General features: G+C 71.5%; 27 protein-coding genes and 3 tRNA genes. 10 read left to right on the top strand and 20 right to left on the bottom strand.

Going from position 1 to position 26528, the window contains the following annotated elements:
* Positions 1–2: 2 nt before the first annotated feature.
* The 4 genes from ACFWN1_RS06490 to ACFWN1_RS06475 all read right to left on the bottom strand — a co-directional run bounded on the left by ACFWN1_RS06490 (position 3) and on the right by ACFWN1_RS06475 (position 1010).
* Positions 3–455 (bottom strand): MaoC family dehydratase N-terminal domain-containing protein, encoded by a 453-nt coding sequence (locus ACFWN1_RS06490; RefSeq protein ID WP_384358833.1) that lies wholly within the window; start codon positions 453–455, stop codon positions 3–5.
* 108 nt (positions 456–563) lie between these two features.
* Complete coding sequence (rpmG, locus tag ACFWN1_RS06485; protein ID WP_003948671.1) at positions 564–728, bottom strand: 50S ribosomal protein L33; 165 nt, start codon at positions 726–728, stop codon at positions 564–566.
* A 90-nt stretch (positions 729–818) separates the two neighbouring features.
* A tRNA-Met gene (locus ACFWN1_RS06480) sits at positions 819–891 on the bottom strand.
* A 46-nt stretch (positions 892–937) separates the two neighbouring features.
* Positions 938–1010, bottom strand: a tRNA-Thr gene (locus ACFWN1_RS06475).
* Positions 1011–1275: 265 nt separating this feature from the next.
* On the opposite strand from ACFWN1_RS06475, the gene ACFWN1_RS06470 reads away from it, so the two are divergent.
* Together ACFWN1_RS06470 and ACFWN1_RS06465 are read left to right on the top strand one after the other, a co-directional pair.
* Positions 1276–2520, top strand: coding sequence for an amidohydrolase family protein (locus ACFWN1_RS06470; RefSeq protein ID WP_384358831.1), 1245 nt, complete (start codon positions 1276–1278; stop codon positions 2518–2520).
* Between the two features lie 158 nt (positions 2521–2678).
* Entirely contained in the window at positions 2679–3335 is a 657-nt protein-coding gene (locus ACFWN1_RS06465) for an SDR family oxidoreductase (RefSeq protein WP_384358829.1), read from the top strand.
* A gap of 65 nt (positions 3336–3400) precedes the next feature.
* Here the strand turns inward: ACFWN1_RS06465 and ACFWN1_RS06460 are convergent, their stop codons facing one another.
* Entirely contained in the window at positions 3401–3631 is a 231-nt protein-coding gene (locus ACFWN1_RS06460) for a hypothetical protein (protein WP_384358827.1), read from the bottom strand.
* Between the two features lie 351 nt (positions 3632–3982).
* Between ACFWN1_RS06460 and ACFWN1_RS06455 the strand changes: the two genes are divergently transcribed.
* Positions 3983–4576 (top strand): lamin tail domain-containing protein, encoded by a 594-nt coding sequence (locus tag ACFWN1_RS06455; protein WP_384358825.1) that lies wholly within the window; start codon positions 3983–3985, stop codon positions 4574–4576.
* 286 nt (positions 4577–4862) lie between these two features.
* On the opposite strand, the gene fxsT is transcribed toward ACFWN1_RS06455, so the two are convergent.
* Together fxsT and ACFWN1_RS06445 are read right to left on the bottom strand one after the other, a co-directional pair.
* Entirely contained in the window at positions 4863–6581 is a 1719-nt protein-coding gene (gene fxsT / locus ACFWN1_RS06450) for an FxSxx-COOH system tetratricopeptide repeat protein (protein ID WP_384358823.1), read from the bottom strand.
* Positions 6582–6850: 269 nt separating this feature from the next.
* A tRNA-Tyr gene (locus ACFWN1_RS06445) sits at positions 6851–6932 on the bottom strand.
* Between the two features lie 223 nt (positions 6933–7155).
* Here ACFWN1_RS06445 and ACFWN1_RS06440 point away from each other — a divergent pair.
* Positions 7156–7644 carry a YajQ family cyclic di-GMP-binding protein gene (locus ACFWN1_RS06440; protein ID WP_384358821.1) on the top strand — a complete coding sequence of 163 codons (489 nt, stop codon included), beginning with the start codon at positions 7156–7158 and terminating at the stop codon, positions 7642–7644.
* A 72-nt stretch (positions 7645–7716) separates the two neighbouring features.
* Positions 7717–7977, top strand: a complete 261-nt coding sequence (locus tag ACFWN1_RS06435) for a hypothetical protein (protein ID WP_384358819.1) — start codon at positions 7717–7719, stop codon at positions 7975–7977.
* A gap of 15 nt (positions 7978–7992) precedes the next feature.
* On the opposite strand, the gene ACFWN1_RS06430 is transcribed toward ACFWN1_RS06435, so the two are convergent.
* The 13 genes from ACFWN1_RS06430 to ACFWN1_RS06370 form a co-directional block, all read right to left on the bottom strand.
* Positions 7993–8259, bottom strand: coding sequence for a GlsB/YeaQ/YmgE family stress response membrane protein (locus ACFWN1_RS06430; protein ID WP_384358817.1), 267 nt, complete (start codon positions 8257–8259; stop codon positions 7993–7995).
* Positions 8260–8365: 106 nt separating this feature from the next.
* Complete coding sequence (locus ACFWN1_RS06425) at positions 8366–8764, bottom strand: YccF domain-containing protein (protein ID WP_384358815.1); 399 nt, start codon at positions 8762–8764, stop codon at positions 8366–8368.
* Complete coding sequence (gene htpX / locus ACFWN1_RS06420; RefSeq protein WP_384358813.1) at positions 8761–9624, bottom strand: zinc metalloprotease HtpX; 864 nt, start codon at positions 9622–9624, stop codon at positions 8761–8763. Before htpX ends, ACFWN1_RS06425 begins: the two co-directional genes overlap by 4 nt.
* Before the next feature lie 144 nt (positions 9625–9768).
* Complete coding sequence (locus ACFWN1_RS06415) at positions 9769–11328, bottom strand: NADH-quinone oxidoreductase subunit N (protein ID WP_384358811.1); 1560 nt, start codon at positions 11326–11328, stop codon at positions 9769–9771.
* The gene (locus ACFWN1_RS06410) at positions 11325–12899 is read right to left on the bottom strand and encodes a NuoM family protein (RefSeq protein ID WP_384358809.1); all 1575 of its coding nucleotides are present in this window, start codon (positions 12897–12899) and stop codon (positions 11325–11327) included. Before ACFWN1_RS06410 ends, ACFWN1_RS06415 begins: the two co-directional genes overlap by 4 nt.
* Before the next feature lie 6 nt (positions 12900–12905).
* Positions 12906–14939: an NADH-quinone oxidoreductase subunit L gene (locus tag ACFWN1_RS06405; protein WP_384358807.1), complete on the bottom strand. Its 2034-nt coding sequence runs from the start codon at positions 14937–14939 to the stop codon at positions 12906–12908.
* Positions 14936–15352, bottom strand: coding sequence for an NADH-quinone oxidoreductase subunit NuoK (nuoK, locus tag ACFWN1_RS06400; protein ID WP_384358805.1), 417 nt, complete (start codon positions 15350–15352; stop codon positions 14936–14938). The genes ACFWN1_RS06405 and nuoK overlap by 4 nt, the downstream gene beginning before the upstream one ends.
* Positions 15352–15948 carry an NADH-quinone oxidoreductase subunit J gene (locus ACFWN1_RS06395; protein WP_384358803.1) on the bottom strand — a complete coding sequence of 199 codons (597 nt, stop codon included), beginning with the start codon at positions 15946–15948 and terminating at the stop codon, positions 15352–15354. Before ACFWN1_RS06395 ends, nuoK begins: the two co-directional genes overlap by 1 nt.
* Positions 15945–16514 (bottom strand): NuoI/complex I 23 kDa subunit family protein, encoded by a 570-nt coding sequence (locus tag ACFWN1_RS06390; RefSeq protein ID WP_384358801.1) that lies wholly within the window; start codon positions 16512–16514, stop codon positions 15945–15947. Before ACFWN1_RS06390 ends, ACFWN1_RS06395 begins: the two co-directional genes overlap by 4 nt.
* Complete coding sequence (locus tag ACFWN1_RS06385; RefSeq protein WP_384358799.1) at positions 16514–17482, bottom strand: NADH-quinone oxidoreductase subunit H; 969 nt, start codon at positions 17480–17482, stop codon at positions 16514–16516. The genes ACFWN1_RS06390 and ACFWN1_RS06385 overlap by 1 nt, the downstream gene beginning before the upstream one ends.
* Positions 17479–18741 (bottom strand): NADH-quinone oxidoreductase subunit C, encoded by a 1263-nt coding sequence (locus ACFWN1_RS06380; protein ID WP_384358797.1) that lies wholly within the window; start codon positions 18739–18741, stop codon positions 17479–17481. The genes ACFWN1_RS06385 and ACFWN1_RS06380 overlap by 4 nt, the downstream gene beginning before the upstream one ends.
* On the bottom strand, positions 18738–19349 hold the full coding sequence (locus ACFWN1_RS06375; protein ID WP_384358795.1) for an NADH-quinone oxidoreductase subunit B: 612 nt from the start codon (positions 19347–19349) through the stop codon (positions 18738–18740). Before ACFWN1_RS06375 ends, ACFWN1_RS06380 begins: the two co-directional genes overlap by 4 nt.
* Complete coding sequence (locus ACFWN1_RS06370) at positions 19340–19756, bottom strand: NADH-quinone oxidoreductase subunit A (RefSeq protein WP_384358793.1); 417 nt, start codon at positions 19754–19756, stop codon at positions 19340–19342. The genes ACFWN1_RS06375 and ACFWN1_RS06370 overlap by 10 nt, the downstream gene beginning before the upstream one ends.
* A 221-nt stretch (positions 19757–19977) precedes the next feature.
* Here ACFWN1_RS06370 and ACFWN1_RS06365 point away from each other — a divergent pair, with 221 nt between their 5' ends.
* From ACFWN1_RS06365 to ACFWN1_RS06345, 5 genes are all read left to right on the top strand, one after another.
* Positions 19978–21201, top strand: a complete 1224-nt coding sequence (locus tag ACFWN1_RS06365; RefSeq protein WP_384358791.1) for a sensor histidine kinase — start codon at positions 19978–19980, stop codon at positions 21199–21201.
* Positions 21202–21306: 105 nt separating this feature from the next.
* Positions 21307–22635, top strand: a complete 1329-nt coding sequence (locus ACFWN1_RS06360) for a sensor histidine kinase (RefSeq protein WP_384358789.1) — start codon at positions 21307–21309, stop codon at positions 22633–22635.
* 58 nt (positions 22636–22693) lie between these two features.
* The gene (locus tag ACFWN1_RS06355; RefSeq protein ID WP_384358866.1) at positions 22694–23353 is read left to right on the top strand and encodes a LuxR C-terminal-related transcriptional regulator; all 660 of its coding nucleotides are present in this window, start codon (positions 22694–22696) and stop codon (positions 23351–23353) included.
* Between the two features lie 151 nt (positions 23354–23504).
* Positions 23505–25433, top strand: a complete 1929-nt coding sequence (locus ACFWN1_RS06350) for a 2-oxoacid:acceptor oxidoreductase subunit alpha (protein ID WP_384358787.1) — start codon at positions 23505–23507, stop codon at positions 25431–25433.
* Positions 25426–26484 (top strand): 2-oxoacid:ferredoxin oxidoreductase subunit beta, encoded by a 1059-nt coding sequence (locus ACFWN1_RS06345; RefSeq protein WP_384358785.1) that lies wholly within the window; start codon positions 25426–25428, stop codon positions 26482–26484. The genes ACFWN1_RS06350 and ACFWN1_RS06345 overlap by 8 nt, the downstream gene beginning before the upstream one ends.
* Positions 26485–26528 lie beyond the last annotated feature (44 nt).

Below are 26528 nucleotides of genomic sequence, written 5' to 3'. Positions count from 1 at the left end.
GCTCAGACCTCCTCGGCCGCGCGGGCGACCAGCTTGGTCCAGGCGGTCACCACGTGTTCGCCGGACTCGTCGTGCACCTCACCCCGGATGTCCAGGATGTCGTTGCCCGCCATGGACTTGATCGCCTCGATGGTGGAGGTGACGGTGAGCCGGTCACCGGCGCGCACCGGGCGGGTGTAGGCGAACTTCTGGTCGCCGTGCACCACGCGGCTGTAGTCCAGGCCGAGCTGGGGGTCCTCGACGACCTGGCCGGCGGCACGGAAGGTGATGGAGAACACGAAGGTGGGCGGGGCGATCACATCGGCGTGCCCGTAAGCCCGGGAGATCTCCGGATCGGTGTACGCCGGGTTGGTGTCGCCGACGGCCTCGGCGAACTCACGGATCTTCTCGCGGCCCACCTCGTAGGGCGCGGTGGGCGGGTAGGTACGCCCCACGAAGGACTGGTCGAGCGCCATGGGCCCGGTTACCTCCTGGTCTAGCGGAGTGAATGGCGGGACTTGCGGGGAAAACGACTCGAGGCCGCCCCCCATACTGCTGGGGGCGGCCTCGGGTACGAGCCTGATTTATCGCGTTTCGCGGTGCGCGGTGTGCGCGTTGCAACGCGGGCAGTGCTTCTTCATCTCCAGACGATCCGGGTTGTTACGCCGGTTCTTCTTGGTGATGTAGTTCCGCTCCTTGCACTCCACGCAGGCCAGCGTGATCTTCGGGCGGACGTCGGTGGCAGCCACGTGAGTGCTCCTAGGACGAACGGATGGGCTAGTTCAACGCAAGAAAGAGTAGCCGATCGAAGGACCGAACCCGCAATCGGCTACTGTCAGTAGCGGTGACCGGACTTGAACCGGTGACACAGCGATTATGAGCCGCTTGCTCTACCGACTGAGCTACACCGCTTTGATGAGATCGGAACCCGCCTTTCGACGGGGACCTCTCACACCAGAGCCCCAAAACGGAATCGAACCGTTGACCTTCTCCTTACCATGGAGACGCTCTGCCGACTGAGCTATTGGGGCGAGCGAGGAAGACATTACACGGTCCGCCGCCGATCGCCCAAATCCGTATCCGGCCACCCATCGCGGGCCGTCTCCCGGGCCTCCCGAGCCGCTTCCGCACCGCCCGCGACCAGCCCGCGACCGGCCCACGACCAGCCCAGCACCTCGTGCCACGCCGGTATGACTATTGCCCTCCTCCATGGTCCGCGCGGCCGCCGACCCTACGCTCGGCACCCTGCGTGATCTTGATCCCCATCCCCCGCCCCTTCTGGAGCCCGAGAGCCCGATGCCCGACAGCCAGGAACCCCCGCGTCCCGCCCCAGAACAGGGCGCCCTCGTGCTGTGCGGGGCGCGGCTCACCGACGGGCGGACGGTGGACGTACGGCTGGGCGGCGGCCGTATCGAGGCGGTCGGCACGGCGGGCACCCTGGCCCGCGGCCCCGCCCGCGCCGGGGCGCCCCGGCTGGACCTGCGCGGCTACCTGCTGCTCCCGGCCCCGGCCGAGCCGCACGCCCACGGCGACACCTGCCTGACCGCGGAGTCCTCCGGCCCGGCCCCCGACAACCCCGAGGACGTGCGACGCAGGGTGACCGAGGCGACCCTGCTCCAGCTGGGGCACGGCGCGACGGCGGTAAGGGCCCAGGTGCGCGTCGGCGACGTCCAGGGGCTCGGCGCGCTGGAGGCGGTGCTCCAGGCCCGGCGTTCGCTGCGCGGGCTCGCGGAGCTGACCGCGGTGGCGATGCCGAGGCTGCTGACCGGGGTCGCGGGCGCGGACGGGCTGGCGATGCTGCGGGACGCCATGAAGATGGGCGCCTCCGTGGTGGGCGGCTGCCCGGACCTGGACCCCGACCCCGTCGGCTATGTGGAAGCGGTGCTGGAGGTGGCCGCCGAGCAGGGCTGCCCGGTGGATCTGCACACCGACGGGGCGGACTCGGCCCGCCTCTCCCGGTTCGCGGCGATGGCGGGGGGCCTGCGTCCCGGCGTGGCGCTCGGCCCCTGCGCGGCCCTCGCCCGGCTGCCCGCCGAGACCGCGCACCGCGTCGCGGACCGGCTGGCGGCGGCCGGGATCTCGGTGGTCTGCCTCCCCCAGGGCGGCTGCGCCGGCACCGACCGCCGGGGCACCGCGCCGGTACGGCTGCTGCGCGCGGCCGGGGTACGGGTCGCGGCGGGCAGCGGCGCCCTGCGGGACCTGGCCAACCCGGTGGGCCGGGGCGACCCGCTGGAGGCGGCGTACCTCCTCGCCTCCGGCCACGGCATGCGCCCGGCGGACGCCTACGGCACGGTGAGCGCGTCGGCGCGGGCGGTGCTGGGGCTGCCGGAGGTGCGGGTGGAGGCGGGGTTCCCGGCCGAGCTGCTCGCGGTGCGCGGGGACCAGCTGGCGGGGGCACTGTCGCTGGCGTACAGCCGGATCGTCGTGCACCGGGGGCGGGTGGTGGCCCGGACCAGCGCGGTACGGGAGTACTGCGGCTCGGCGGCCGAGGCGGAGCTGGGGCTGCCGCGGCAGGGGCGGGGGCGCGGGGAGCTGTCGTAACAGCTCTTTGCCTGCCGGGAGTTGAGCTTCCTGTGGGACGGGTGGGCGCGCGTGGGCGCCCTCGGTCGCGGTCGTGCGCCGTGGTCCCTCGGGGGGTGCTCCCCGGCCGGGGAGGGCTCGCGGGGCGGACGGGGAGCGCCGGGCGTACGGTCGTAGTCATGCGCATTGTCATAGCTGGAGGTCATGGTCAGATCGCGCTGCGGCTGGAGCGGTTGCTCTCGGCGCGCGGGGAGGAGGTCGCGGGCATCATCCGCAAGCCGGAACAGGCGGCGGAGCTGCGTGCGGCCGGTGCCGACCCGGTCCTGCTGGACCTGGAGTCCGCGCCGGTGGAGGAGGTCGCGGCGGTGCTGCGGGGTGCCGACGCCGCCGTGTTCGCGGCGGGCGCCGGGCCGGCCAGCGGCAACGCCCGCAAGGAGACGGTGGACAAGGGCGCGGCGGTGCTGTTCGCGGACGCGGCGGTGCGGGCCGGGGTCCGGCGGTTCGTGGTGGTCTCCTCGATGGGCGCGGACCCCTCGCGCACCGGCGACGACACCTTCGACATCTACCAGCGGGCCAAGGGCGAGGCCGACGCGTACGTCACCGCGCAGGACGCCCTCGACTGGACGATCCTGCGCCCCGGTTCGCTGACGGACGAGCCGGGCACGGGGCTGGTCAGGCTGGCGGCGCACACCGGGCGCGGTCCGGTCGCGCGGGACGACGTGGCGGCCGTGCTGGCGGACCTGGTGGAGTCCTCGTCGACGGCGGGGCTGACGCTGGAGCTGATCCAGGGGTCGACGCCGGTCGCGGTGGCGGTGAAGGCGGTCGCGGGGAACTGAGGGGGCTGGGGGGCTGGGGGGCTGGGGGCTGAGAGGTTCTCAGCGGGCTCAGCGGCCGGCACGGCTCAGAACAGCGGGAGCTGGCCGGGGAAGTCGGGGACGACATAGCCGTCCAGGGTGGGCTGGGCGGCGCCGAGCTGGGCGTGCTGCCGCGAGCCCGCGCAGGACACCATCTCCCGGCTCTCCCGCGCGGCGGGCGGGTCGTGGCGCGCGAAGCGGCCGGCGACCACGGCGATCTCGCGGTGGCACACGGGACAGGTTCTGCGGCGCGAAGGCGTGGATGGCACGGGGGACATGAGGGCCAGTGTGCCCTTCGGGTCTGACAGGGCTGTTACTCACTTTCGGGTGACGCGTCCGGGCTGGCCGGGGTGGCGTGACCTGGCGAAAGAACGCTTCTGCGCAGTGATCACAAGGGCGCTGCCGGTTTCAGGGTGTCAACTTGGTGCATTATTACTATGAATGGACGTTACAGCCGAGAGTAACGGAAACATGGTCGCTCGGTAACACGGTTCACTTATCCACCACATCTCCTCCGCATCCAGTCAAAGTGGTGAGTGCGCGGCCAGCAGGTCGCCATCCGCACACCGCACGCTTCCGCATACGGCTGGCTCCGTATCCGGGTGTGCCCGCATCTTGCAGGAGATCCTGTGACTGCTTCGTCTTCCGTGACCGCCCGTCGCCTGGCCGCCGCCGCTCTCGCTGCCGGAGCGCTGGTCGGAGCGGCGGCCCTGCCGGCCTCCGCCGCGGACCGCTCGTACCGCGAGAACGTCGAGATCAGCGACGTGCAGTACAACTCCCCCGGCTGGGACAACGGCTCCAACCGCTCCCTCAACAACGAGTGGGTGGAGATCACCAACAACTCCCGCCACCGGGTGAACCTCGACGGCTGGAGGCTGACGGAGGACCGGCGCGGGGTCACCTACACGTTCAGCGACTTCACCCTCGGCGGCTACCAGACCGTCCGCGTCCACACAGGCATCGGCCGCGACACGGACCGCGACCTGTTCCAGGACCGCCGCAACTACGTCTGGGACAACCACCGCGACATCGCGACCCTGCGCGACGACGAGCGCCGCGTGGTGGACAGCGCGTCGTGGGGCGAGCGGGGCCACCGCTGGGACGACGACCGTGGTCGCGACGCTTGGGGTCGCGACAACTGGGGCCGCGACGACCGCGACAACGACAACCGCGGCCACGACCACGACCACGACGGCCGGGGCCACGACCACTTCCGCCGCTGAACCAGCTGACGAACGGCGCGGCACTTCTCTCGGGGGGTGCCGCGCCGTTCTCTGTCCCCGAACTCGTCGCGGTCGAAGCCAAGTTGAACGCCCGGCACTTCGGATCAGTCGCCCCGGGAGAAGATCCCGCGAGTCGGGCCGGACGAGCAGCGCGGCTGATGACACACCCTCTGGCGTACGCCTTTCACGGCACCTTGAGCCGGCCTTCCCGGGCTTTCGCGTATGCCCCCGGACTGCTGCGGGTGTCGGCGAGATCGCCGGCCGGCTGAAGGGTGTCGGGCCGGCCTTAACCCAGGGCGTGGCGACGAGGCAAGGTGTCTTCGGTGGCGGGCAGGGCTGTGGCGTACTCGCCGAGGCCGGCACTCGCATGCCCCAGATGCCGGCCGCACGTCAGAACGCCGACGGTGCCCGGACCCCCTTCGGCGCCGGCGGCCCACATCGGCCGGTCCGTCGGGGATTCCGGGGCACCGGGGTCGACGGACGTCAGGACGGTGGTCGCGTCCCGCCGAACCGCTTCGGCCAGGCCAGTACGGGTCTGAGCGCGGATGACGGCCTGGGTGAGGCGGTGGACCTGGAACGTGCCGAAGTCCGTGCGGACCAGGCCGAGGCGGCCGAGGTGCTGGAGAGCGTCGCGGAGCCACATGGGGTCGTCGGGATCACCTGGAACAGTGACCAGACGAGGGCGGGCCGTCTCCAACCAGACGAAGGGGATGGGCTCGAGCCCCAGGAACGCCGCGATGCGGAGCAGAGCGATCGCAGCTGAACTTTCCTCGTCCGCCAGTCGAGCCACGGCGATTCTGATCGTGGCCGTCAGCGGCGTCGGGTGATCCCGGACAGTCCCCTCGGCCATCATGCGGTCGGTGTCCGCCTTCAGAAGTTGCTCGTAGCGGTCCAGGGACATGCCGGTGCGCAGAACTCCCGCTGCTTGGGCAAGGGCCAAGGGAAGATCGCCGAGTTCATCGGCCAGGTGATCAGCCTGCTCGGCGGTCATTGCCGGACTCCGGGTCCGGAGGTACGTGACGGAGTCGGCGCGGGTGAACACGTCCAGACTGCTGTGACGGGCGATCCCGGACCAGTCGGGATCACGCGAGGTGATGAGTACGTGGCCCGGCCCCTCGGGGAGCCAGGGAGCGATCCGGTCCGGCTGTTCCGCGTTGTCGAGGATGAGGAGCCAGCGGTGCCGTGTCCGTAGGTGCTGAAGGAGCGCGCGGGCGTTGGCGTCGGTACCTGCGTCGGGTTTGGCGATGCCGAGGCGGTCGGCGAATTCGGTGTAACGGACGGGAAGTTGGTCGGCCTGCTCCGCGTCGATCCACCACACGAGGTCGTACTGGCCGGCGAACCGGTGGGCGTACTCCAGGGCGATCTGGGTCTTGCCGATCCCGCCCATGCCGTGCAGGACATGGATGACCGCGGGGTGCCCGCTCACCAGTCCCGTGCGAAGCTGCCTCAACGCGTCTTCACGCCCGGAGAAGTCCGGGTTGCGGCGGCGGACGCTCCAGACCTCGGGCAGGCCGACGCCGCCAAGTAGCCTTGGGCGTCCGGCATCCGGCTCCGCTTCTGCGGCGGGTGCGCCGGGAAAGGCGAAGGGTCCAGCCGGAAGTGACGGACCCTGAACGGCTTCGAGCAGGGCGGCCGCAGCGGAGGTCTCGTCCAGTCCGTGGAGATCCTTGCGCAGTCTCCCGGCCAGGATGACGGGGATGTCGTCGTCGTTCAGCGGCTCGATCACCACCGGGACGAGCCGTCCCCGCACCGCGAGGCTGGCCGTCCACTCCTCCCGCGTCCACCGTTTCGGGGCGAAGTAGCTCTTGGAGAAAAGGGCCACCACAGCGTCCGCCGCGCCCAGAGCGGCGTTCATCTTCTCGACGAAGTCGTCTCCGGTCCGCCAGCTCCACCGGTCCAGCTCGACCTGGTGCCCGGCCTGCTGGAGCTGCCGGCCAACCCACTCGGCCCAGGCTCGGTCCCGGTCGGCATAGCTGACGAACAGACACTGCACGGCGCCGGCCATCGTCGACCCCCGAGTTCCCGGATGATGGTCACGTCATCCGACGAGCCATGATCCCGCGCGGGGCATCGACCTGGGCGGAGAACGCCACGATCGGTCAAGTTGAGGCTGGCCTGGCCATGCGACGTCGGTTTCCCGGCGGTGACGACGCCCGACCACCGCGTTCGCCCCCCCTCATCGGCGCCCATCCAGGCACCACGTCTGAATCACCCCAACAAAGAAACCCCCTCCGGCCTGCCGTGAAGGCTGGTCGGAGGGGGTTTTCCCCAGTGTGGCGGCGCCAGGGTTCGAACCTGGGTAGGCTAAGCCGGCAGATTTACAGTCTGCTCCCTTTGGCCGCTCGGGCACACCGCCGGGGGTTGTTGGAAGGGGGTCCGCCTCGGCGGTGCTCCCTGGCAACGACGTAAACAATACCTGATGCGTGGGGGTGCTTCGCCACCCGGTTGATCGCCGTCCCCGGGGTCCGCGGGTGGCTAGGCTGGGGCGGATGCGGTCCGGCTGGATGCCGGGCTCGGCGGCCGGCGCCCCGGCGCACGGTCCGTACGCGTACCGCCCCCGATGCAAGGAGCCACAGGACATGGCCGACTCCAGTTTCGACATCGTCTCGAAGGTCGAGCGGCAGGAGGTCGACAACGCCCTCAACCAGACCGCCAAGGAGATCTCGCAGCGCTACGACTTCAAGGGCGTGGGCGCCTCGATCTCGTGGTCCGGCGAGAAGATCCTCATGGAGGCGAACTCCGAGGACCGGGTCAAGGCGGTGCTCGACGTCTTCGAGTCCAAGCTGATCAAGCGTGGCATCTCCCTGAAGGCGCTGGACGCGGGCGAGCCCCAGTTGTCCGGCAAGGAGTACAAGATCTTCGCGTCCATCGAGGAGGGCATCTCCCAGGACAACGCCAAGAAGGTGGCGAAGATCATCCGTGACGAGGGCCCCAAGGGCGTCAAGGCGCAGGTCCAGGGCGAGGAACTGCGCGTCAGCTCCAAGAGCCGCGACGACCTCCAGACCATCATCGCGCTGCTCAAGGGCAAGGACTTCGACTTCGCCCTCCAGTTCGTGAACTACCGGTAGCACCCACGGCCGCGCACCCGCCCCGCCCCCGCTTCCCCGGCGGCGGGGCCCGGCATGTGCGATCGTTCCCGCATGAGCAGTGACTACGACCGTGTCCGGACCGGTATCGAGTTCATGACTGCCTATGTCTCCGGGGACGAGTTCCTGACGGAGTATCTGGAGGAGCGGCGCCAGGAGGACCCGGGGGCGACGGAGACGTTGCTGGACGGTACGGCGGCCCTGTGTGCGGCGTTGCTGCACACGCTGGCGCGTACGACGCGGCGGTCCGAGCACGAGATCCTCCAGGAGCTGGCCCGCGGCACGCATCGCAGCGAGCGGCGCTCCGAGGACTGAGCCCGCGCGAGACGCTCAGTCCCGCGAATTGCCGAAGACGACCCGGTAGAGGATCAGCAGGACCAGGGAGCCGCCGATGGCCGCCGCCCATGTCGCGCCGTCGTAGAAGTGCTTGGAGACCGGGTGGTCCAGCCAGCGCGAGGAGATCCAGCCGCCGAGGAAGGCGCCCGCGATGCCGATCAGGGTCGTGCCGAGGAAACCGCCCGGGTCGCGGCCAGGCAGCAGCAGCTTGGCGATGGCTCCGGCCAGCAGGCCCAGGATGATCCAACCGAGAATGCCCATGCCAGGAACCTGCCCTTCGGCGCCGCCTCCGCACACCCGCGCTCCGTAAGAAGCCGGTGTGCACTGTCCCCTGCGAGGACGCCGCGCGGGCGGGTTCCGGTTGCCGTCAGGCGACGCGCGCCCCGAACGGCTCTTCCGTGCGGACGATCTCGCGGCCCAGCGGGAGCAGGGAGACCGGGATCAGCTTGAAGTTGGCGATGCCGAACGGGATGCCGATGATCGTCAGGCACAGCGCGATGCCCGTGGTGATGTGCGCCAGGGCCAGCCACCACCCCGCCAGCACCAGCCAGAGCACATTGCCGACGCACGAGGGCGCGCCCGCCTCCCGGCGCTCGACCGTGGTGTACCCGAAGGGCCACAGGGCGTAGACGCCGATACGGAAGGCGGCGACCCCGAAGGGGATGCCGATGATCGTGACGCACAGCAGCACACCGGCGAGCAGGTAGGCGAGGAACAGCCAGAAGCCGCTCAGGACCAGCCAGATGATGTTCAGTAGGGTCTTCACCGGTTTCCACCTGCCATCTTCTCCAGTCGGGCGATCCGCTCGGCCATGGGCGGGTGCGTGGAGAACATCCGCGAGAGTCCCTGGCCGGGCCGGAACGGGTTGGCGATCATCAGGTGGCTCGCGGTCTCGATGCGCGGCTCAGGGGGCAGGGGGAGCTGCCGCGTGCCTCCCTCCAGCTTGCGCAGCGCCGAGGCGAGGGCCAGCGGGTCGCCGGTGAGCTGGGCGCCAGAGGCGTCCGCCTCGTACTCCCGGGAGCGGCTGACGGCCAGCTGGATCAGGGTGGCCGCGAGGGGGCCGAGGAGCATGGTCAGCAGCATGCCGATCAGGCCGGGGCCCTCGTCGTCGTCCGAGCGGCCGACCGGGATCAGCCACGCGAAGTTGACCAGGAACATGATCACCGAGGCGAGGGCGCCCGCGACGGACGAGATGAGGATGTCGCGGTTGTAGACGTGGCTCAGTTCATGGCCGAGGACGCCGCGCAGCTCGCGCGGGTCGAGCAGGCGCAGGATGCCCTCGGTGCAGCAGACTGCCGCGTGGCGCGGGTTGCGGCCGGTGGCGAAGGCATTGGGCGCCTCCGTGGGCGAGATGTACAGCCGGGGCATGGGCTGGCGGGCCTCGGTGGAGAGCTCGCGCACGATCCGGTACAGCTCGGGCGCCTCGAACTCGCTCACCGGGCGCGCCCGCATCGCGCGCAGGGCCAGCTTGTCGCTGTTCCAGTACGCGTACGCGTTCGTGCCGAGCGCCACCAGGACCGCGACGATCAGCCCCGTACGGCCGAAGAAGCTGCCGATGACGATGATGATCGCCGACAGTGCCCCGAGGAGTACTGCGGTCTTGAGCCCGTTGTGCCGGCGGTGCACCCTGGCCCTCCAAGTCGTGCGGCGGGGGAACCCTTCGGTCCAGTGGACCTTCCCGCACTGCTCAACGCCACGCGGCGGCCGCGAGTTCCCAGGTGGGCGCGGTGGCGCGGACACCCGTACGAGTGAGTGTGAGCTAGGACGCCGTCAGAAGAGGGAGGTGGCGGCGAAGCGCAGCACGAGCTGGGGTGCGCCCGAGAGGACCACGCCGGCGGCTCCGGTGAGGGTGAGCGCGACGGTCAGCGGAGCCGGGACGCGGTGTCGTACGGGCTCGCCCTCGGGGGCGCGGAACAGCAGGGCCGTCCACCGTAGGTAGTAGTAGAGCGCGACCACGACGTTGACGGCCATGAGCACGGCGAGCCAGCCGAGTCCGGCGTCCACGGCCGCGGAGAACACCGTGACCTTGGCGAAGAGCCCGATCACGCCGGGCGGGAGTCCGGCGAGGCAGAGCAGGAAGAAGGCCATCAGGACGGCGGTGACGGGGTTGGTGGCGTACAGGCCCCGGTAGTCGCTGATCCGGTTGAGCCGCTCGGTACGGCCCACCAGGGCGGCCACCGCGAAGGCGCCCAGGTTCACGGCGGCGTACATCAGGGCGTAGGCGACGGTGGAGCCGATCGCCTGGCGGCCGTCGCGGGTGTGGCCGGCGGCGGCGACCGGGACCAGGAGGTAGCCGGCCTGGCCGATGGAGGACCAGGCGAGCAGGCGTACGGCGCTGTACGCGCGCGTGGCCCGCTGCCGCAGGGCGCCGGCGTTGCCCGCGGTCATGGTGAGCGCGGCCAGGACGGCGAGGGCGGGACCCCAGACGCCGGCGTACGACGGGAAGGCGATCACGGTGACGAGGATCAGGCCGGAGAAGCCGACCGCCTTGCCGACGACCGAGAGGTAGGCGGCGACCGGGAGCGGCGCGCCCACATAGGTCTCGGGCACCCAGAAGTGGAAGGGCACAGCGGCCGTCTTGAAGGCGAAGCCGACCAGGGTGAGGACGACGCCGGTCTGTACGAGGGTGTGGAGCTGTCCGTCGGTCTGGGGCAGGCGCCGGGCGATCTCGGTGAGGTGCAGGGTGCCGGTGGCGGCGTAGACGAAGCTGACGCCCAGCAGGCTGACGGCGGTGGCGGTGACCGAGGAGAGGAAGAACTTCAGGGCGGCCTCGGCCGAGCGCGCCTCGCCGTGCCGGATGCCGACCAGGGCGAAGGCGGGCAGGGAGGCGACCTCCAGGGCGACGACGAGGGTGGCGAGGTCGCGGGAGGCGGGCAGCAGGGCGGCGCCGGCCGCCGACGAGAGCAGCAGGAACCAGAACTCTCCGGCCGGGACGCGCCGCCGGTCGTCCTGGACGCCGGTCACGGACAGCAGGGCCGCGAGCAGGGCGCCGCCGAGCACGAGGAACTGGATGACGACCGTGAAGTGGTCGGCGGTGTAGCTGCACGCGCGCGTGGCGCCGGTCAGGCAGAAGGTGGCGCGGTCGCCGTCCTGCAGGGGCAGCAGCATGAGCGCGGCGGCGGCCAGGCCCGCGACGGAGAGCCACCCCAGGAGGGGCTTGCGGTGCTCGGGCAGGAACAGGTCGGTGACGAGCACGGCGAGGGCCGTGGCGGCGGCGATGACGGGCGGGGCGACGGCGAGCCAGTCGACGGACTGGATCAGCGCGCCCGCCGCCGGTCCGGCCAGGTGCCCCGCTGTGGCCTGGGCGAGGGACTGGGCCAGGGCGCTCATCGGGTGCCTCCTGCGAGGAGCTGCTGCACGGCCGGGTCGCTGAGGCCGAGCAGCGCCCTCGGCCAGAGTCCGGCGAGGACGGTGAGGACGACGAGCGGGGTCCAGGCGGCGAACTCGTAGCCGCGTACGTCGGCGAGTTCGGGCAGGTCCTGGCGCGGGTCGCCCATGCAGACGCGGCGGACCACGACCAGCAGGTACGCGGCGGTCAGCAGGGTGCCGAAGGCGCCGATCGCCAGGAAGACGAGGTAGGCGGCGCGGCTGAGCCCGGCGGCGGGCTGGAACGCGCCGAACAGGGCGAGCATCTCGCCCCAGAACCCGGCGAGTCCGGGCAGCCCGAGCGAGGCGACCGCGCCGAAGGCGAGCAGCCCCCCGAGGCGCGGGGCCCGGCTGTAGAGGGCGCCGCCGCCGTGCGCGGCCAGGGTGTCGAGGTCGGTGCTGCCGGTGCGGTCCTTCAGCGCGCCCACCAGGAAGAACAGGAGGCCGGTGACGAGGCCGTGGGCGATGTTGGCGAACAGGGCGCCGTTGACGCCGGTCGGGGTCATGGTGGAGATGCCGAGCAGCACGAAGCCCATGTGGCCGACGGAGGAGTACGCGATCAGCCGCTTCAGGTCGCCGTTCGCGCCCCGCCCCGCCAGCGAGAGGCAGGCCAGGGAGCCGTAGATGATCCCGACGACGGCGAGCGCGGCGAGGTAGGGCGCGAAGACCCGGAAACCGTCGGGCGCGACCGGGAGCAGGATGCGGACGAACCCGTACGTGCCCATCTTCAGCAGGACGCCGGCGAGCAGCACCGAGCCGACGGTGGGGGCGGCGGTGTGGGCGTCCGGGAGCCAGCTGTGCAGGGGCCACGTCGGGGCCTTCACCGCGAGCCCGATCCCGATCGCCAGAACGGCGATGACCTGCACGGATGTGGTCAGCGACCGGCCGTTGTCAGTGGCGAGTGCCACCATATCGAATGTGCCCGCTTTGATCCCGATCAGGAGCAGGCCGAGCAGCATGATCACGGAGCCGAGCAGCGTGTACAGGATGAACTTCCACGCGGCCCGGGTCCGGCCCTCGCCGCCCCAGCGGGCGATGAGGAAGTACATCGGGATCAGCACGGTCTCGAAGGCCAGGAAGAACAGGACGAGGTCGAGCACGGCGAAGGAGGCGAGGGTGCCCCCTTCGAGCAGCAGGACCAGGGCGGTGAACGCCTTCGGGGAGGGCCCCGCGGGCGGCTTGGAGCAGGAGTAGAGCGCGCAGAGGAAGGTCAGCAGCGCGGTCAGGAGCAGAAGGGGGAGGGAGATGCCGTCGATGCCGAGGTGGACGCGCACCTGGAGTGCGGGAATCCAGCTGATGTCGGTCGTGGCCTGGATCTTCGAGGGGTGGTCGTGGTCGAAGCCGAGCGCGAGGACGATCGCGGCGATGAGGACCACGCCGGTCACGGTCACGCCGTGCCGGAGCACGGCCCGGTCGGGGGACTTCCCCTTCAGTCCGGGCGGGGCCGGCAGGAGGGCGGCGGCCGCGCCGAGGAGCGGCACGGCGACGACGAACGCCAGAAGGAACCGCATCACTGATTCGCTGATACCGATCACGCCCGCTCACGCTCCCGAGGCGACGAGGAGGACGGCGACCGTCAGGACGACGGTGCCGGCGAGCAGCGCGCTCACATAGGTCTGCACATTGCCGGTCTGCGCCCGCCGTACGGCCGCGCCGAGCAGCCGGGGCAGGGCGGCGGCACCGCGTACGTAGGTGTCGACGACCTCGCGGTCCAGGAACCGGACGAGGCTCGCGGCGCTCAGGACGGGGCGGACGAACAGCGCCGAGTACACGGCGTCCAGGTGGAAGCCCGCGGCGGCGGCCCCGTACAGCGGGCCGAGCAGCAGGCGGCCGGGGTCGGCCGGGTCGGGGGCCTCGGCGATGTCGCCGTACGCCGGTTCGTGGGCGGCGATGGCCTCGGCCTCGACCAGGCCCGCGTCGCCCTGCGGATGGGCGGCGACGGCGCCCAGCGGGACCCGGGGCGCCCGTGCGGCGGCACGCTGCCAGGCGCCGTAGGCGAGCAGGCCGCCGACCACGGCGAGGCCGGTACCGAGGATGGAGGAGAGGAGGGTGGGGGCGAGGCTGCGGCCGTCGAACCAGCCGGGCAGCGCGCGGTAGGCGAGCGCGCCGAAGGCCAGCGAGGGCACGGCCAGTACCCAGAGCACCACGGTCATGGTGAGCGGCCGGCGGGTCGGGGTCTCCCCTGCCCGAACGGAGGTGACAGCTCGGGGCAGGCCGGGGGCCTCGGCGCCCCGGCCCCGGAAGGCCAGCAGCCAGAGCCGGGTGGCGTAGGCGGCGGTGAGCAGGGCCGTGGCGAGCGCGGCGACGAGCACGATCCAGCCGGCGGCGCCCGGTGCCGGGCCGGGATGGCCGGTGGCGAGGCGTTCGGCGGCGCCGAGGACGGACTCCTTGGAGAAGAACCCGCTGAACGGCGGGATCGCGGCCAGCGCGAGCAGGGCCACGGTCATCGTCCAGAAGGCGTCCGGGACACGGTCGCGCAGGTGGCTCATCCGGGACATGGCGGCCAGCGAGTTGGTGCCGGTGGAGTGGATGACGGCTCCGGCGGCGAGGAACAGCAGCGCCTTGAAGGCGCCGTGCGAGAGGAGGTGGAAGACGGCGGCACCGCGGTCGCCGACGGCGAGGGCGCCGGTCATGTAGCCGAGCTGGCCGATCGTCGAGTAGGCGAGGACGCGCTTGATGTCGTCCTGGGCGAGCGCGGCGAGGCCGGAGCCCAGCATGGTGACGGCGGCCATCACCGCGAGGACGGTCATCGCGGCGGCGGACGCCTCGAACACGGGGAGAAGACGGGCGGTGAAGTAGACACCGGCGGCGACCATCGTGGCCGCGTGGATCAGCGCGGAGACGGGCGTGGGGCCCGCCATCGCGTCGGGGAGCCAGGTGTGCAGCGGGAACTGCGCCGACTTGCCCGCCACGCCCGTGAGGAGCAGCAGCGCGATCAGGGTGGGGTGGCCGAGTCCGCCGCTCGCCACGGCGTCGAGGACGCGGGTGATGCGGAAGGACCCGGCGTCGGTGCCGAGCGCGAACAGGCCGATCAGGAACGGGACGTCACCGAGCTTGGTGACCAGGAACGCCTTGAGGGAGGCGGCGCGGGCCTCGGGGGTGCCCCAGTAGTGGCCGACCAGGAAGTAGGAGCAGATGCCCATGACTTCCCAGCCGACCAGCAGCACGATCAGGTCGCCGGAGTAGACGACGAGGAGCATCGCGGAGGTGAAGAGGGAGACGAGGGCCGCGTAGGAGGGGTAGCGGGGGTCGTCGCGCAGATAGCCGGTGGAGTAGAGCTGCACGCAGGTCGCCACGAAGGCCACCAGGATCGCGACGAGCGCGGCGAAGCCGTCGATGTGCAGCGCCAGGTCGACGGGGACCGAGCCGGTGGGCGTCAGCAGGGTGTACGCGTCGATCGCCCGTCCGCCGCCCTGGCGGGCCGCGACCAGCGCGGCAAGGACGAGCGAGGCCAGCGGGGGCAGTAGGGCGAGCGGGCGGACGAAGCCGGGTGCTCTGCGGCCCAGCAGGAGTCCGGCGACGGCGCCGAGGAAGGGCAGGAGGGGGACGAGGGCGGCGAGGGTGGTCGTGGTCACGCGGTGGCCTCAGCCTTCTCGGTCCCGGAGGCGTCGGGGTGATCGGGGTCGTCTGGGTCGTCTGGGTCGTCTGGGTCGTCGGGACCGTCGCCGGGGGTCTCGGCGGTGTCGCGGAGCCGGTCGATGTCGGCGGTGCCCCGGTCGCGGTACACGGCGAGGACGATCGCCAGGCCGATGCCGATCTCGGCGGCCGCGATGGCGATGGTGAACAGGGTCAGCGCCTGGCCGGAGTGCAGGGTGTCCTTCGCGGCCCTGCTGAGCCAGACGTCGAAGGCGACGAGGTTGAGGTTGACGGCGTTGAGCATCAGCTCGACCGACATCAGGACCAGGATGGCGTTGCGGCGGGCGAGGACGCCGTAGAGGCCGGTGCAGAAGAGGAGGGCGGCGAGTACGGCGGGGTAGGCGATGTGCATCAGCGGGCGCCTTCCTTCTCGCCGGGAGTCTCGACGACGACCGGCGATGCCTGGTCCGCCCTGGTCTTGCGGGACAGCACGATCGCGCCGACCAGGGCGGCGAGGAGCAGTACGGACAGCGCCTCGAAGGGCAGCACCCAGTGCCGGAAGAGGCTCTCGCCGGTGACACGGGTGGTGCCGGCGGCCGGGCCGTCCAGGTCGATCCAGGTGGCGCGGAACGCGTCCGTCACCACCCAGACCAGGGCGCCCGCCGAGCCCACCGCGACGACGAGCGCGGCCGGCCGGTTGCCGGAGTCGGCGTCCGGGGAGCGGCCGATGGGGGCCTTGGTGAGCATGAGCCCGAAGAGGAGGAGGACGACGACGGCACCGACGTAGATGAGGACCTGCACCCAGGCGATGAACTCGGCGCTGAGCAGGAGGTATTCGACGGCCAGCCCGCCGAGCGTGACGACCAGCCAGAGGGCCGCGTGCACCAGTTGGCGGGTGGTGACGGTGATCAGCGCGGCGCCGAGGGTGACGAGGCCCACGAGGAGGAACGCGATCTCGACACCGGTCGGGGACAGGAAGCCGTGCGGGGCGGTGGCGGCGAGGCTCACTGCGTTCCCTCCTGAGCCTGGGCGTCTTCGGCTGCCTGGGCCGCCTGGGCGGCGGCCAGTTTGCCGGCGCTCTTGCGAGCGGCGGCGATCTCCTTCGGCTCCTCCGCGCGCGGGTCCGGTGCGGGCGGGGCCGGGACGGTCCACATCCACTCGCGGAGCTTGTCGCGCTCGTGGGTCAGCTCGCGGATGTCGGTCTCGGCGTACTCGAACTCCGGGGACCAGAACAGCGCGTCGAAGGGGCAGACCTCGATGCAGATGCCGCAGTACATGCAGAGGGAGAAGTCGATGGCGAACCGGTCGAGGACGTTCCGGCTGCGCTCGCGTCCGCCGGGGGCGGCTGCGGGGACGGTCTCCTTGTGGGAGTCGATGTAGATGCACCAGTCGGGGCACTCGCGGGCGCAGAGCATGCAGACCGTGCAGTTCTCCTCGAACAGGCCGATGACCCCGCGGGTGCGGGGCGGGAGGTCGGGCTGGACGTCGGGGTACTGCTCGGTGACCGTCTTCCTCGTCATCGTGCGCAGGGTGACGGCGAGGCCCTTGGCCAGGCCGGAGAAGGGGACGGACATCAGGCGGTCACCACCTTGACGACGCCGGTGAGGGCGATCTGGGCGAGGGCGAGCGGGACGAGGACGGTCCAGGAGAGCTTCTGGAGCTGGTCCTCGCGCAGCCGGGGGTAGGTGACGCGGAGCCAGATCACCAGGAAGGCGAGGAGCGCGGTCTTCACCAGGGTCCACACCCAGCCGAGCCCGTCGGCGCCCCAGGGCCCGTGCCAGCCGCCCAGGAAGAGCACGGTGGTCAGACCGCACAGGACGACGATCCCCGCGTACTCGGCGAGCAGGAACAGGGCGAAGCGCAGGCCGGTGTACTCGGTGTACGCGCCGAAGATGATCTCCGAGTCGGCCACCGGCATGTCGAACGGTGGCCGTTGCAGCTCGGCGAGACCGGCGACGAAGAACACCACCGCGCCGGTGAGCTGCCAGGGCAGCCACCACCAGTGGAAGGCGCCGGCGATGCCGGGCAGCGAGACCGTGCCGGCCGCCATCGCCACGGAGGCGGCGGCTAGCAGCATCGGGAGTTCGTAGGCGAGCAGCTGGGCGGCGGTGCGCAGGCCGCCGAGCAGGGAGAACTTGTTCGCGCTGGCCCAGCCCGCCATCAGCGAGCCGAGGACGCCCACGCCCATCACCGCGAGCACGAAGAAGATGCCCGCGTCGAGTACCTGGCCGACGGCACCGGCGCTCGGGCCGATCGGGATGGCGAGCAGCACGAGGAGGTACGGCAGCAGGGCCACGGCCGGGGCGAGCTGGAAGACGCGGCGGTCGGCACCCGCCGGGACCACGTCCTCCTTCTGCGCGAACTTCACACCGTCCGCCACGAGTTGGGCCCAGCCGTGGAAGCCGCCCGCGTACATCGGGCCGAGGCGGCCCTGCATGTGCGCCATCACCTTGTGCTCGGTCTGGCCGATGACCAGCGGGAGCGTCAGGAAGACGACGAACACGACGAGGAGTCGCAGGGCGACGTCCAGTACGTCGTTCACCGCGCGCCTCCTTCGGGGTCGTCAGGGTCGTCGGGGGCGTCGGTGGGTTCCGGCTCGGGAGCGGGGGGTGTCTTCGGGGGCTCGTCGGCCTCCTCGAACGCCGGACGGGCGTGATGCCAGGGCGCGTCCGCGCTGCGACGCTGCGCCGGCTCGGCTGGCTTCTTCGGCTCGGCCGGCTTCTTCGGCTCGGCCAGCTGTGCGGACTCGTCCGGCCCGCTCGATCCGCTCGATCCGCTCGGTTCGGAAGACTCGGTCTGCTCGGCCGGCTCTGCCGGTACCGGGGGCTCAGCGGGCTCGGGCGTCCCGGTTCGCTGCGAGGCCGATCCCTGCGAGGCGCTGCGCGACCTGCGCGGCCCCCTGGGTGCCTCGGTCGGCGTCTCGGCAGGAGCTTCCGCGTCCTCCGGAGCCCCCTGGCCGGCCGACCCCTGACTCGCACTCCGCATCCGCCGCGGCGAAGCCCCGGCACCCGCCTCCCCCGCGCCCTGGCCGGCCGAGCCCTCGCCGGCGCTCCGCACCCGCCGCGGCCCAGCAGCAGCCCCCGGCGCCGGTGCCACCTGACTCGCCGACCCCTCACCCGCACTCCGAGTACCGCGCGGGCGGACAGCGTCGGCTCCGGGCTCTCCCGTGGACTGAGCCCGCCGAGCCGGGCGCTCCCCCGCCGCTCCCCTCGCGGGACGCGACGGTGCCGGTGGCAACTGGCCCTTCAGTGGGCCCCATTCGTTCGGGTCGGGCACCCCCGGCGGGAGCATCTGGCGTCGCTTCGGGCCGCCGTGTTCCGACTCGCCCGGTTCCTTCGCCCCCGGCCACGCCTTGGCGACGCGGGCGGCTAGGACGAAGTCCTTGCGCAGTGGGTGGCCCTCGAAGTTCTCCGGGAGGAGCAGGTGCTCCAGTCCGGGGTGGCCGGTGAAGTCGACCCCGAACATCTCGTGGGTCTCCCGCTCGTGCCAGGCGGCGCCCGCGTACACGCCGACGGCGCTCGGCAGCACCGGCGCCTCGTGCGGGACGGTCGTCCGCACCAGCAGGCGGCGGACCGGGTGCAGGGCGACGACGTGGGCGGAGACCCGGAAGCCGGTGCCGGGTTCGTCGACCGCGCTCAGCCAGTCGAAGTAGGTGCAGGTCAGCGTCGTGCGGGCCGTCTCAAGGGCGGTGAGCCAGGCGGCGGGAGGCACGTCGACGGTGAGGACGTCGTACGACTCCTCGGCGGTGGCGTCGGGGCCGAAGAGTTCGTCCGCGGGGGCGGGCAGCCAGCCGGTGCTCATCGCGCGTCCCCCTCCCCCACGGCGGGGGGACGCACCAGGCCGCTCCGGAGCGCGGCGGCGGACGGGCGGGCGGCGCCCCCCGTGCCGTACCGCTCCGCCAGGGACTCGCGGGCGATCTTCTCCTGGAGCTTCAGGATGCCCTGGAGCAGCGCCTCGGGGCGCGGCGGGCAGCCCGGCACGTACACGTCGACCGGGATGATCTGGTCGACGCCCTTGGTGACGGAGTAGGAGTCCCAGTACGGTCCGCCGCAGTTGGAGCAGGCGCCGAAGGAGATGACGTACTTCGGCTCGGGCATCTGCTCGTACAGCCGCTTCACGGCGGGCGCCATCTTGTCGGTGACCGTGCCGGAGACGACCATCAGGTCCGCCTGGCGGGGGCCCGGCGCGAAGGGGATGACGCCGAGCCGGATGAAGTCGTGGCGGGCCATCGACGCGGCGATGAACTCGATCGCGCAGCAGGCGAGGCCGAAGTTGAAGACCCACAGCGAGTAGCGGCGGCCCCAGTTCAGGACGACCTTCATCGGCTCGGGGGCGAGCCGGGACAGGGCGCCCAGCCTCTTGGGCTCGGGCAGCAGCACCGGCTCGGGGGCGGCCGGGTTCACGTCCATGTCAGGACGCCCTTCTTGTAGGCGTACAGCAGGCCGACGGCGAGGAAGCCCAGGAAGACGAACATCTCCACCAGGGTGGCCGCGCCGTAGCCGGGGGTGGCGAAGACCGTCGCCCAGGGGAACAGGAAGACCGAGTCGACGGCGAAGACCACGTACAGGAAGGCGTAGACGTAGTAGCGGACCTGGGTGTGGGCCCAGCCCTCGCCGACGGGGTCGACGCCGCACTCGTAGGTCATGAGCTTCTCGGGGGTGGGCACCACGGGCCGCAGCAGGCGGCCGGCGCCGAAGGCGGCCGCGACGAAGAGCACGCCGACGACGGCGAGCAGGCCCACGACCGAGTAGGAACCGAAGTAGTCCGGCGCGGTGTCGGCCGCGGCGACCGTCGTAACCCCCAGCGTCTCCCGCACCGTGCGTCCTCGCTCCCTGGACCGCGTGTCCTTCGTGGCCTCGGCGCACCAGGTGACGGATGCGGCCGGAGGTTTGCGTACGCACGGGAGTCTAGGCCCTGATAAGGCGCCGGTAAGCAGCCCGTCACGCCCAGCGAGGCCCGGGGTGGGGTTTTCCCCAGGGGCCGGGAGGCGGTCCACCGCATGGCGTACGGCCCTCCGGGCACGGCAGGCTGGCCGCCATGACCGTTCCCGCTCCCGCCGCCGGACCGGCCGGCGACCCCGGCCGTCCGCCGTCCGCCCGGCTCGCCTTCGACGCGCACACCTGGAAGGAGATCGCGCATCTCCTGCTGAACCTGCCGCTGGCGGTGGCCGGCTTCGTCTACGCGGTCACCGTGCTGTCCGTGAGCGGGGGCCTCACCGTCACGGTACTCGGGCTGCCGCTGCTCGCGGGCTCGCTGCTGGGCGCCCGGCTGCTGGGCCGGCTGGAGCGGGCGCGGGTCCGGGTGCTGCTCGGGGTGCGGGTGCCGGAGCCGTCGCCGCGGCCGTTCGCCCGGGGCGGCGGGGTGGTGCGGGGGCTGTGGCAGGCGCTGCGGGACCCGGTGGGCTGGCGGTCGATGCTCTACTGCCTGATCCGGCTGCCCTGGGGCGTGCTGACCTTCACCACCGTGCTGACCTCGTTCTTCGTGCTGTGGCCGGTGCTGGGCCACGTGGCGCGGGGCCTGGCGAACGTGGACCGGGCGATGGCGCGGGCCCTGCTGGCACCCTCGGACGAGCTGGAGCGCCGGATCGCGGAGCTGGAGTCGGACCGGGGTGTCGTGGTCGACACCGCCGCCGCCGACCTGCGCCGCATCGAACGCGACCTCCACGACGGAGCACAGGCACGCCTCGTCAACCTCGCCATGGAACTCGGCCTCGCCAAGGAAAAACTCCACCACGACCCCGAAACCGCCGCCCGCATGGTCGAAGAAGCCCACGGCGAAGTCAAAACCGCCCTCAAAGAACTCCGCGACCTCGCCCGAGGCATCCACCCCGCCATCCTCACCGACCGAGGACTCGACGCAGCCCTCTCCCACATCGCCACCCGCTGCACCACCCCCGTCACCCTCACCGTCGACCTCCCCACCCGACCCGCACCCGCCATCGAAGGAATCACCTACTACACCGCCAGCGAACTCCTCCAGAACATCAGCAAACACAGCCACGCCACCCACGCCACCCTCGACCTCTGGCACACCCCCCACCACCTCATGCTCCAGATCACCGACAACGGCACCGGCGGAGCCGACCCCAGCCGCGGATCAGGACTCGCCGGACTCGCCGAGCGGCTCGGCGCGGTCGACGGGGTGCTCGTCGTGGACTCCCCGCCCGGCGGGCCGACCGTCGTCACCGCGGAACTGCCCTGGCGGGACCGTGGCGACGAGCGGGGCGCCGGGCGGGGCGCCGGGCGGGGCGCCGGGCGGTAGGGAGAACCCCCTGTTCGAGACGGGGACACACGCCATGGTCCGCACCGGGTGCGGACGGGCACGCTGAGCAGGTACGCCACCACCAGGAGAACGAGGAAGACACCGATGGCCACGCATCTCACGTCATACCGGGAAGAGCCCGGCCGCCCCCGCCTCCCCGCCGCGCTGCGGGCGCCGCTGGAGGCACGGACCTGGCGGGAGCTGGGCTACGTACTGACCGGACTGCCGGTGGCCGTCGCCCTGTTCGTGTGGACGGTCACGATGATGTCGCTCGGCGCCGGCCTGCTGGTCACCTTCGTCGGGGTGCCCGTCCTCGCGCTGGCCCTGGTCGGCTGCCGGGGCTTCGGAGTGCTGGAGCGGGCGCGGGCCGGCGCGCTGCTCAGGGTGCGGGTGGCCGCGCCGGAGCCGCTGAAGCCCAGCGGACCGGGGCTGCTGCCCTGGCTCGGCGCGGTGCTCAAGAGCGGCTCGTCCTGGCGGCACCTGGTGTACGGGCTGGTCCACTTCCCGTGGGCGGTGTTCTCGTTCTCGGTGGCCGTCAGCTTCTGGACGTACGGCTGGGCGCTGCTGACGTACCCGCTGTGGTTCTGGGTGTTCCCGATGTGGGTCGGGCAGGGCGGCATCCAGCTCTACGGGGACGGCCACCACAGCGTCTACCTGGACAACCCCTTCGAGATCACCGTGACCTCGCTGACCGGCCTGGTGTTCACGCTCCTCACCCCGTGGGTGCTGCGGGGGCTCACCACGGTGGACGGGCTGCTGGTGCGCGGGCTGCTCGGCCCCTCGCGGCTGACGGCACGGGTGGAGGAGCTGGAGTCGGACCGGGGTGTCGTGGTCGACACCGCCGCCGCCGACCTGCGCCGCATCGAACGCGACCTCCACGACGGAGCACAGGCACGCCTCGTCAACCTCGCCATGGAACTCGGCCTCGCCAAGGAAAAACTCCACCACGACCCCGAAACCGCCGCCCGCATGGTCGAAGAAGCCCACGGCGAAGTCAAAACCGCCCTCAAAGAACTCCGCGACCTCGCCCGAGGCATCCACCCCGCCATCCTCACCGACCGAGGACTCGACGCAGCCCTCTCCCACATCGCCACCCGCTGCACCACCCCCGTCACCCTCACCGTCGACCTCCCCACCCGACCCGCACCCGCCATCGAAGGAATCACCTACTACACCGCCAGCGAACTCCTCCAGAACATCAGCAAACACAGCCACGCCACCCACGCCACCCTCGACCTCTGGCACACCCCCCACCACCTCATGCTCCAGATCACCGACAACGGCACCGGCGGAGCCGACCCCAGCCGCGGATCAGGACTCGCCGGACTCGCCGAGCGGCTCGGCGCGGTCGACGGGGTGCTCGTCGTGGACTCCCCGCCCGGCGGGCCGACCGTCGTCACCGCCGAACTGCCCTGGCGGACCCCGGGGAACTGAGATGCTGGGCCTCCTTGTCGGCAGGCGTGTGGGGGCTCGGGGAATCGTGGAGAACAAGGTGCGTGTGGTGATCGCCGAGGACTCGGTGCTGCTCAGAGAGGGGCTGACCCGGCTGCTGACCGACCTCGGGCACGAGGTGGTGGCCGGGGTCGCGGACGCGGAGGCGCTGCTCGCCACCATCGCGGAGCTGGCCGGGCGAGGCGAGCTGCCGGACGTGGTGGTGGCGGACGTACGGATGCCGCCGACGCACACCGACGAGGGGGTGCGGGCCGCCGTGGAGCTGCGCGGCCGCCACCCCGAGCTGGGGGTGCTGGTGCTGTCGCAGTACGTGGAGGAGCGGTACGCCACCGAACTGCTGGCCGGTTCCAGCCGGGGGGTCGGCTATCTGCTGAAGGACCGGGTCGCGGACGTGCGCGAGTTCGTCGCCGCGGTGGAGCGGGTCGCGTCGGGCGGTACGGCGCTGGACCCGGAGGTGGTGGCACAGCTGCTGGGCCGCAGCCGCAAGCAGGACGTGCTGGCGGCGCTGACCCCGCGCGAGCGCGAGGTGCTGGGGCTGATGGCGGAGGGGCGGACCAATTCGGCGGTGGCCCGGCAGCTCGTGGTGAGCGACGGCGCGGTCGAGAAGCACGTCAGCAACATCTTCATGAAGCTGGGGCTGACCCCGAGCGACGGAGACCACCGGCGTGTTCTGGCGGTGCTGACCTACCTGAACTCCTGACGCACCGAGACTGGGCGGCATAAGCAAGTCCATATGCCGGGAGATACGCAGCGATCCTCGGAAGCCGACCCTGAGCGACGTAGGGTTGGTCCTGGGATTGGTCCGGGGGAAGACCGCCCCCGGACGGCCGCCTCGAAGGAGGTCCAGTTCAGTGACCAGTCAGGTCAGCAGCCCAGCGGAGCAGGCCGACGAGAACACCGCGGGTGAGCAGCGCAGACCGGGTGGAGCGAAGGACGTACGGCGCCTGGACCGGGTGATCATCCGGTTCGCGGGGGACTCCGGTGACGGTATGCAGCTCACCGGGGACCGGTTCACCTCGTCGACCGCGTCCTTCGGCAACGACCTCTCCACCCTTCCCAATTTCCCCGCTGAGATCCGCGCGCCCGCCGGCACCCTGCCCGGCGTCTCCTCGTTCCAGCTCCACTTCGCCGACCACGACATCCTGACCCCGGGCGACGCGCCGAACGTGCTGGTCGCCATGAACCCGGCCGCGCTGAAGGCCAACGTCGGCGATCTGCCGCGCGGCGCCGAGATCATCGTCAACACGGACGAGTTCACCAAGCGGGCGCTGCAGAAGGTGGGGTACGCCGGCTCCCCGCTGGACGACGGCTCGCTCGACGGCTATCACCTGCACCCGGTGCCGCTGACCACGCTCACGGTCGAGGCGCTGAAGGAGTTCGACCTCTCCCGCAAGGAGGCCGAGCGCAGCAAGAACATGTTCGCGCTCGGGCTGCTGAGCTGGATGTACCACCGGCCCACCGAGGCCACCGAGAAGTTCCTGACCACCAAGTTCGCCAGGAAGCCGGACATCGCGGCGGCCAACGTGGCCGCGTTCCGTGCGGGCTGGAACTTCGGTGAGACGACGGAGGACTTCGCCGTCTCCTACGAGGTGGCGCCGGCCGCGCGGGCCTTCCCGCCCGGCGTCTACCGCAACATCTCCGGGAACCTGGCCCTCGCCTACGGGCTGATCGCCGCCTCGCAGCAGGCGGATCTGCCGCTGTTCCTGGGCTCGTACCCGATCACCCCGGCCTCCGACATCCTGCACGAACTGTCGAAGCACAAGAACTTCGGTGTGCGGACCTTCCAGGCGGAGGACGAGATCGCGGGCATCGGCGCGGCGCTGGGGGCCGCCTTCGGCGGGTCCCTCGCCGTGACGACGACGTCCGGTCCCGGTGTGGCGCTGAAGTCGGAGACCATCGGGCTCGCGGTGTCGCTGGAGCTGCCGCTGCTGGTGATCGACATCCAGCGTGGCGGGCCGTCGACGGGGCTGCCGACCAAGACCGAGCAGGCCGATCTGCTGCAGGCGATGTACGGGCGCAACGGCGAGGCACCGGTGCCCGTGGTCGCCCCCCGCACGCCCGCCGACTGCTTCTACGCGGCTCTGGAGGCGGCCCGGATCGCGGTGACCTACCGCACCCCGGTGTTCCTGCTCTCCGACGGCTACCTGGCCAACGGCTCGGAGCCGTGGCGCGTCCCGGACATCAACGAACTCCCGGATCTCCAGGTCCAGTTCGCGCAGGGGCCGAACCACACCCTGGAGGACGGCACCGAGGTCTTCTGGCCGTACGAGCGGGACCCGCACACACTGGCCCGCCCCTGGGCCGTACCCGGCACACCGGGCCTGGAGCACCGCATCGGCGGCATCGAGAAGCAGTACGGCACGGGCAACATCTCCTACGACCCGGCCAACCACGACCTGATGGTCCGCACCCGCCAGGCCAAGATCGACGGCGTCGACGTCCCCGACGTCGAGGTGGACGATCCGGACGGCGCGCGGACGCTGGTGCTGGGCTGGGGTTCGACATACGGCCCCGTCACGGCGGCGGTACGGCGGCTGCGCGCGGCCGGTGAGTCGATCGCGCAGGCGCATCTGCGCCACCTCAACCCCTTCCCGGCCAACCTCGGCGAGTTGCTGGAGGGTTACGACAAGGTGGTGGTCCCGGAGATGAACCTCGGGCAGCTCGCCACCCTGATCCGGGCGAAGTACCTCGTCGACGCCCGCTCGTTCAACCAGGTCAACGGCATGCCGTTCAAGGCGGAACAGCTCGCCACCGCGCTCAAGGAGGCCATCGATGACTGACTCCGCACGCGAGCTGCTCCAGCTGGTCCCCAAGGCCGAGGGCAAGCAGTCGATGAAGGACTTCAAGTCCGACCAGGAGGTCCGCTGGTGCCCAGGCTGCGGTGACTACGCGATCCTCGCGGCCGTGCAGGGCTTCATGCCGGAGCTGGGGCTGGCGAGGGAGAACATCGTCTTCGTCTCGGGCATCGGCTGCTCGTCCCGCTTCCCGTACTACATGAACACCTACGGGATGCACTCCATCCACGGCCGCGCCCCGGCCATCGCGACCGGGCTCGCCGCCAGCCGGCGGGACCTGTCGGTGTGGGTGGTCACCGGTGACGGGGACGCCCTGTCCATCGGCGGCAACCACCTGATCCACGCGCTGCGCCGCAATGTGAACCTCAAGATCCTGCTGTTCAATAACCGGATCTACGGCCTCACCAAGGGCCAGTACTCCCCGACCTCCGAACTCGGCAAGATCACCAAGTCGACGCCGATGGGGTCGCTGGACGCGCCGTTCAACCCGGTGTCCCTGGCGCTCGGCGCGGAGGCGTCGTTCGTCGCCCGGACCATCGACTCCGACCGCAGGCATCTGACCGAGGTGCTGCGGGCGGCTGCCGACCATCCGGGCACCGCGCTGATCGAGATCTACCAGAACTGCAACATCTACAACGACGGTGCCTTCGACGCCCTCAAGGACAAGCAGCGGGCCGAGGAGGCGCTGATCCGGCTGGAGCACGGGCAGCAGGTGCGGTTCGGCGCGGACGGCTCGCGCGGGGTCGTCCGGGACCGCACCGGTGAGCTGACGGTGGTCACCGTGACCCCGGACAACGAGGCCGACCTGCTGGTCCACGACGCGCACGCGGCCTCCCCCACCACCGCCTTCGCCCTGTCCCGCCTCGCCGACCCCGACACCCTGCACCACACCCCGATCGGGGTGTTCCGCGCGGTGGACCGGCCGGTCTACGACAGCCTGATGTCCGAGCAGCTGGACACGGCGATCGAGCAGCAGGGCAAGGGCGACCTGGCCACGCTGCTGGCGGGCGGGGACACCTGGACGGTCGTCGGCTGAGGCTTCCGGGAGTGCTACGCGGCCCGGGAGCGTGTCTCCCGGGC

The organism is Streptomyces sp. NPDC058459 (genome assembly GCF_042721685.1).
Classification (GTDB): domain Bacteria; phylum Actinomycetota; class Actinomycetes; order Streptomycetales; family Streptomycetaceae; genus Streptomyces.
Note: the sequence above shows the minus strand (reverse complement) of the source record. Positions and strands in the feature narration are given on the sequence as shown.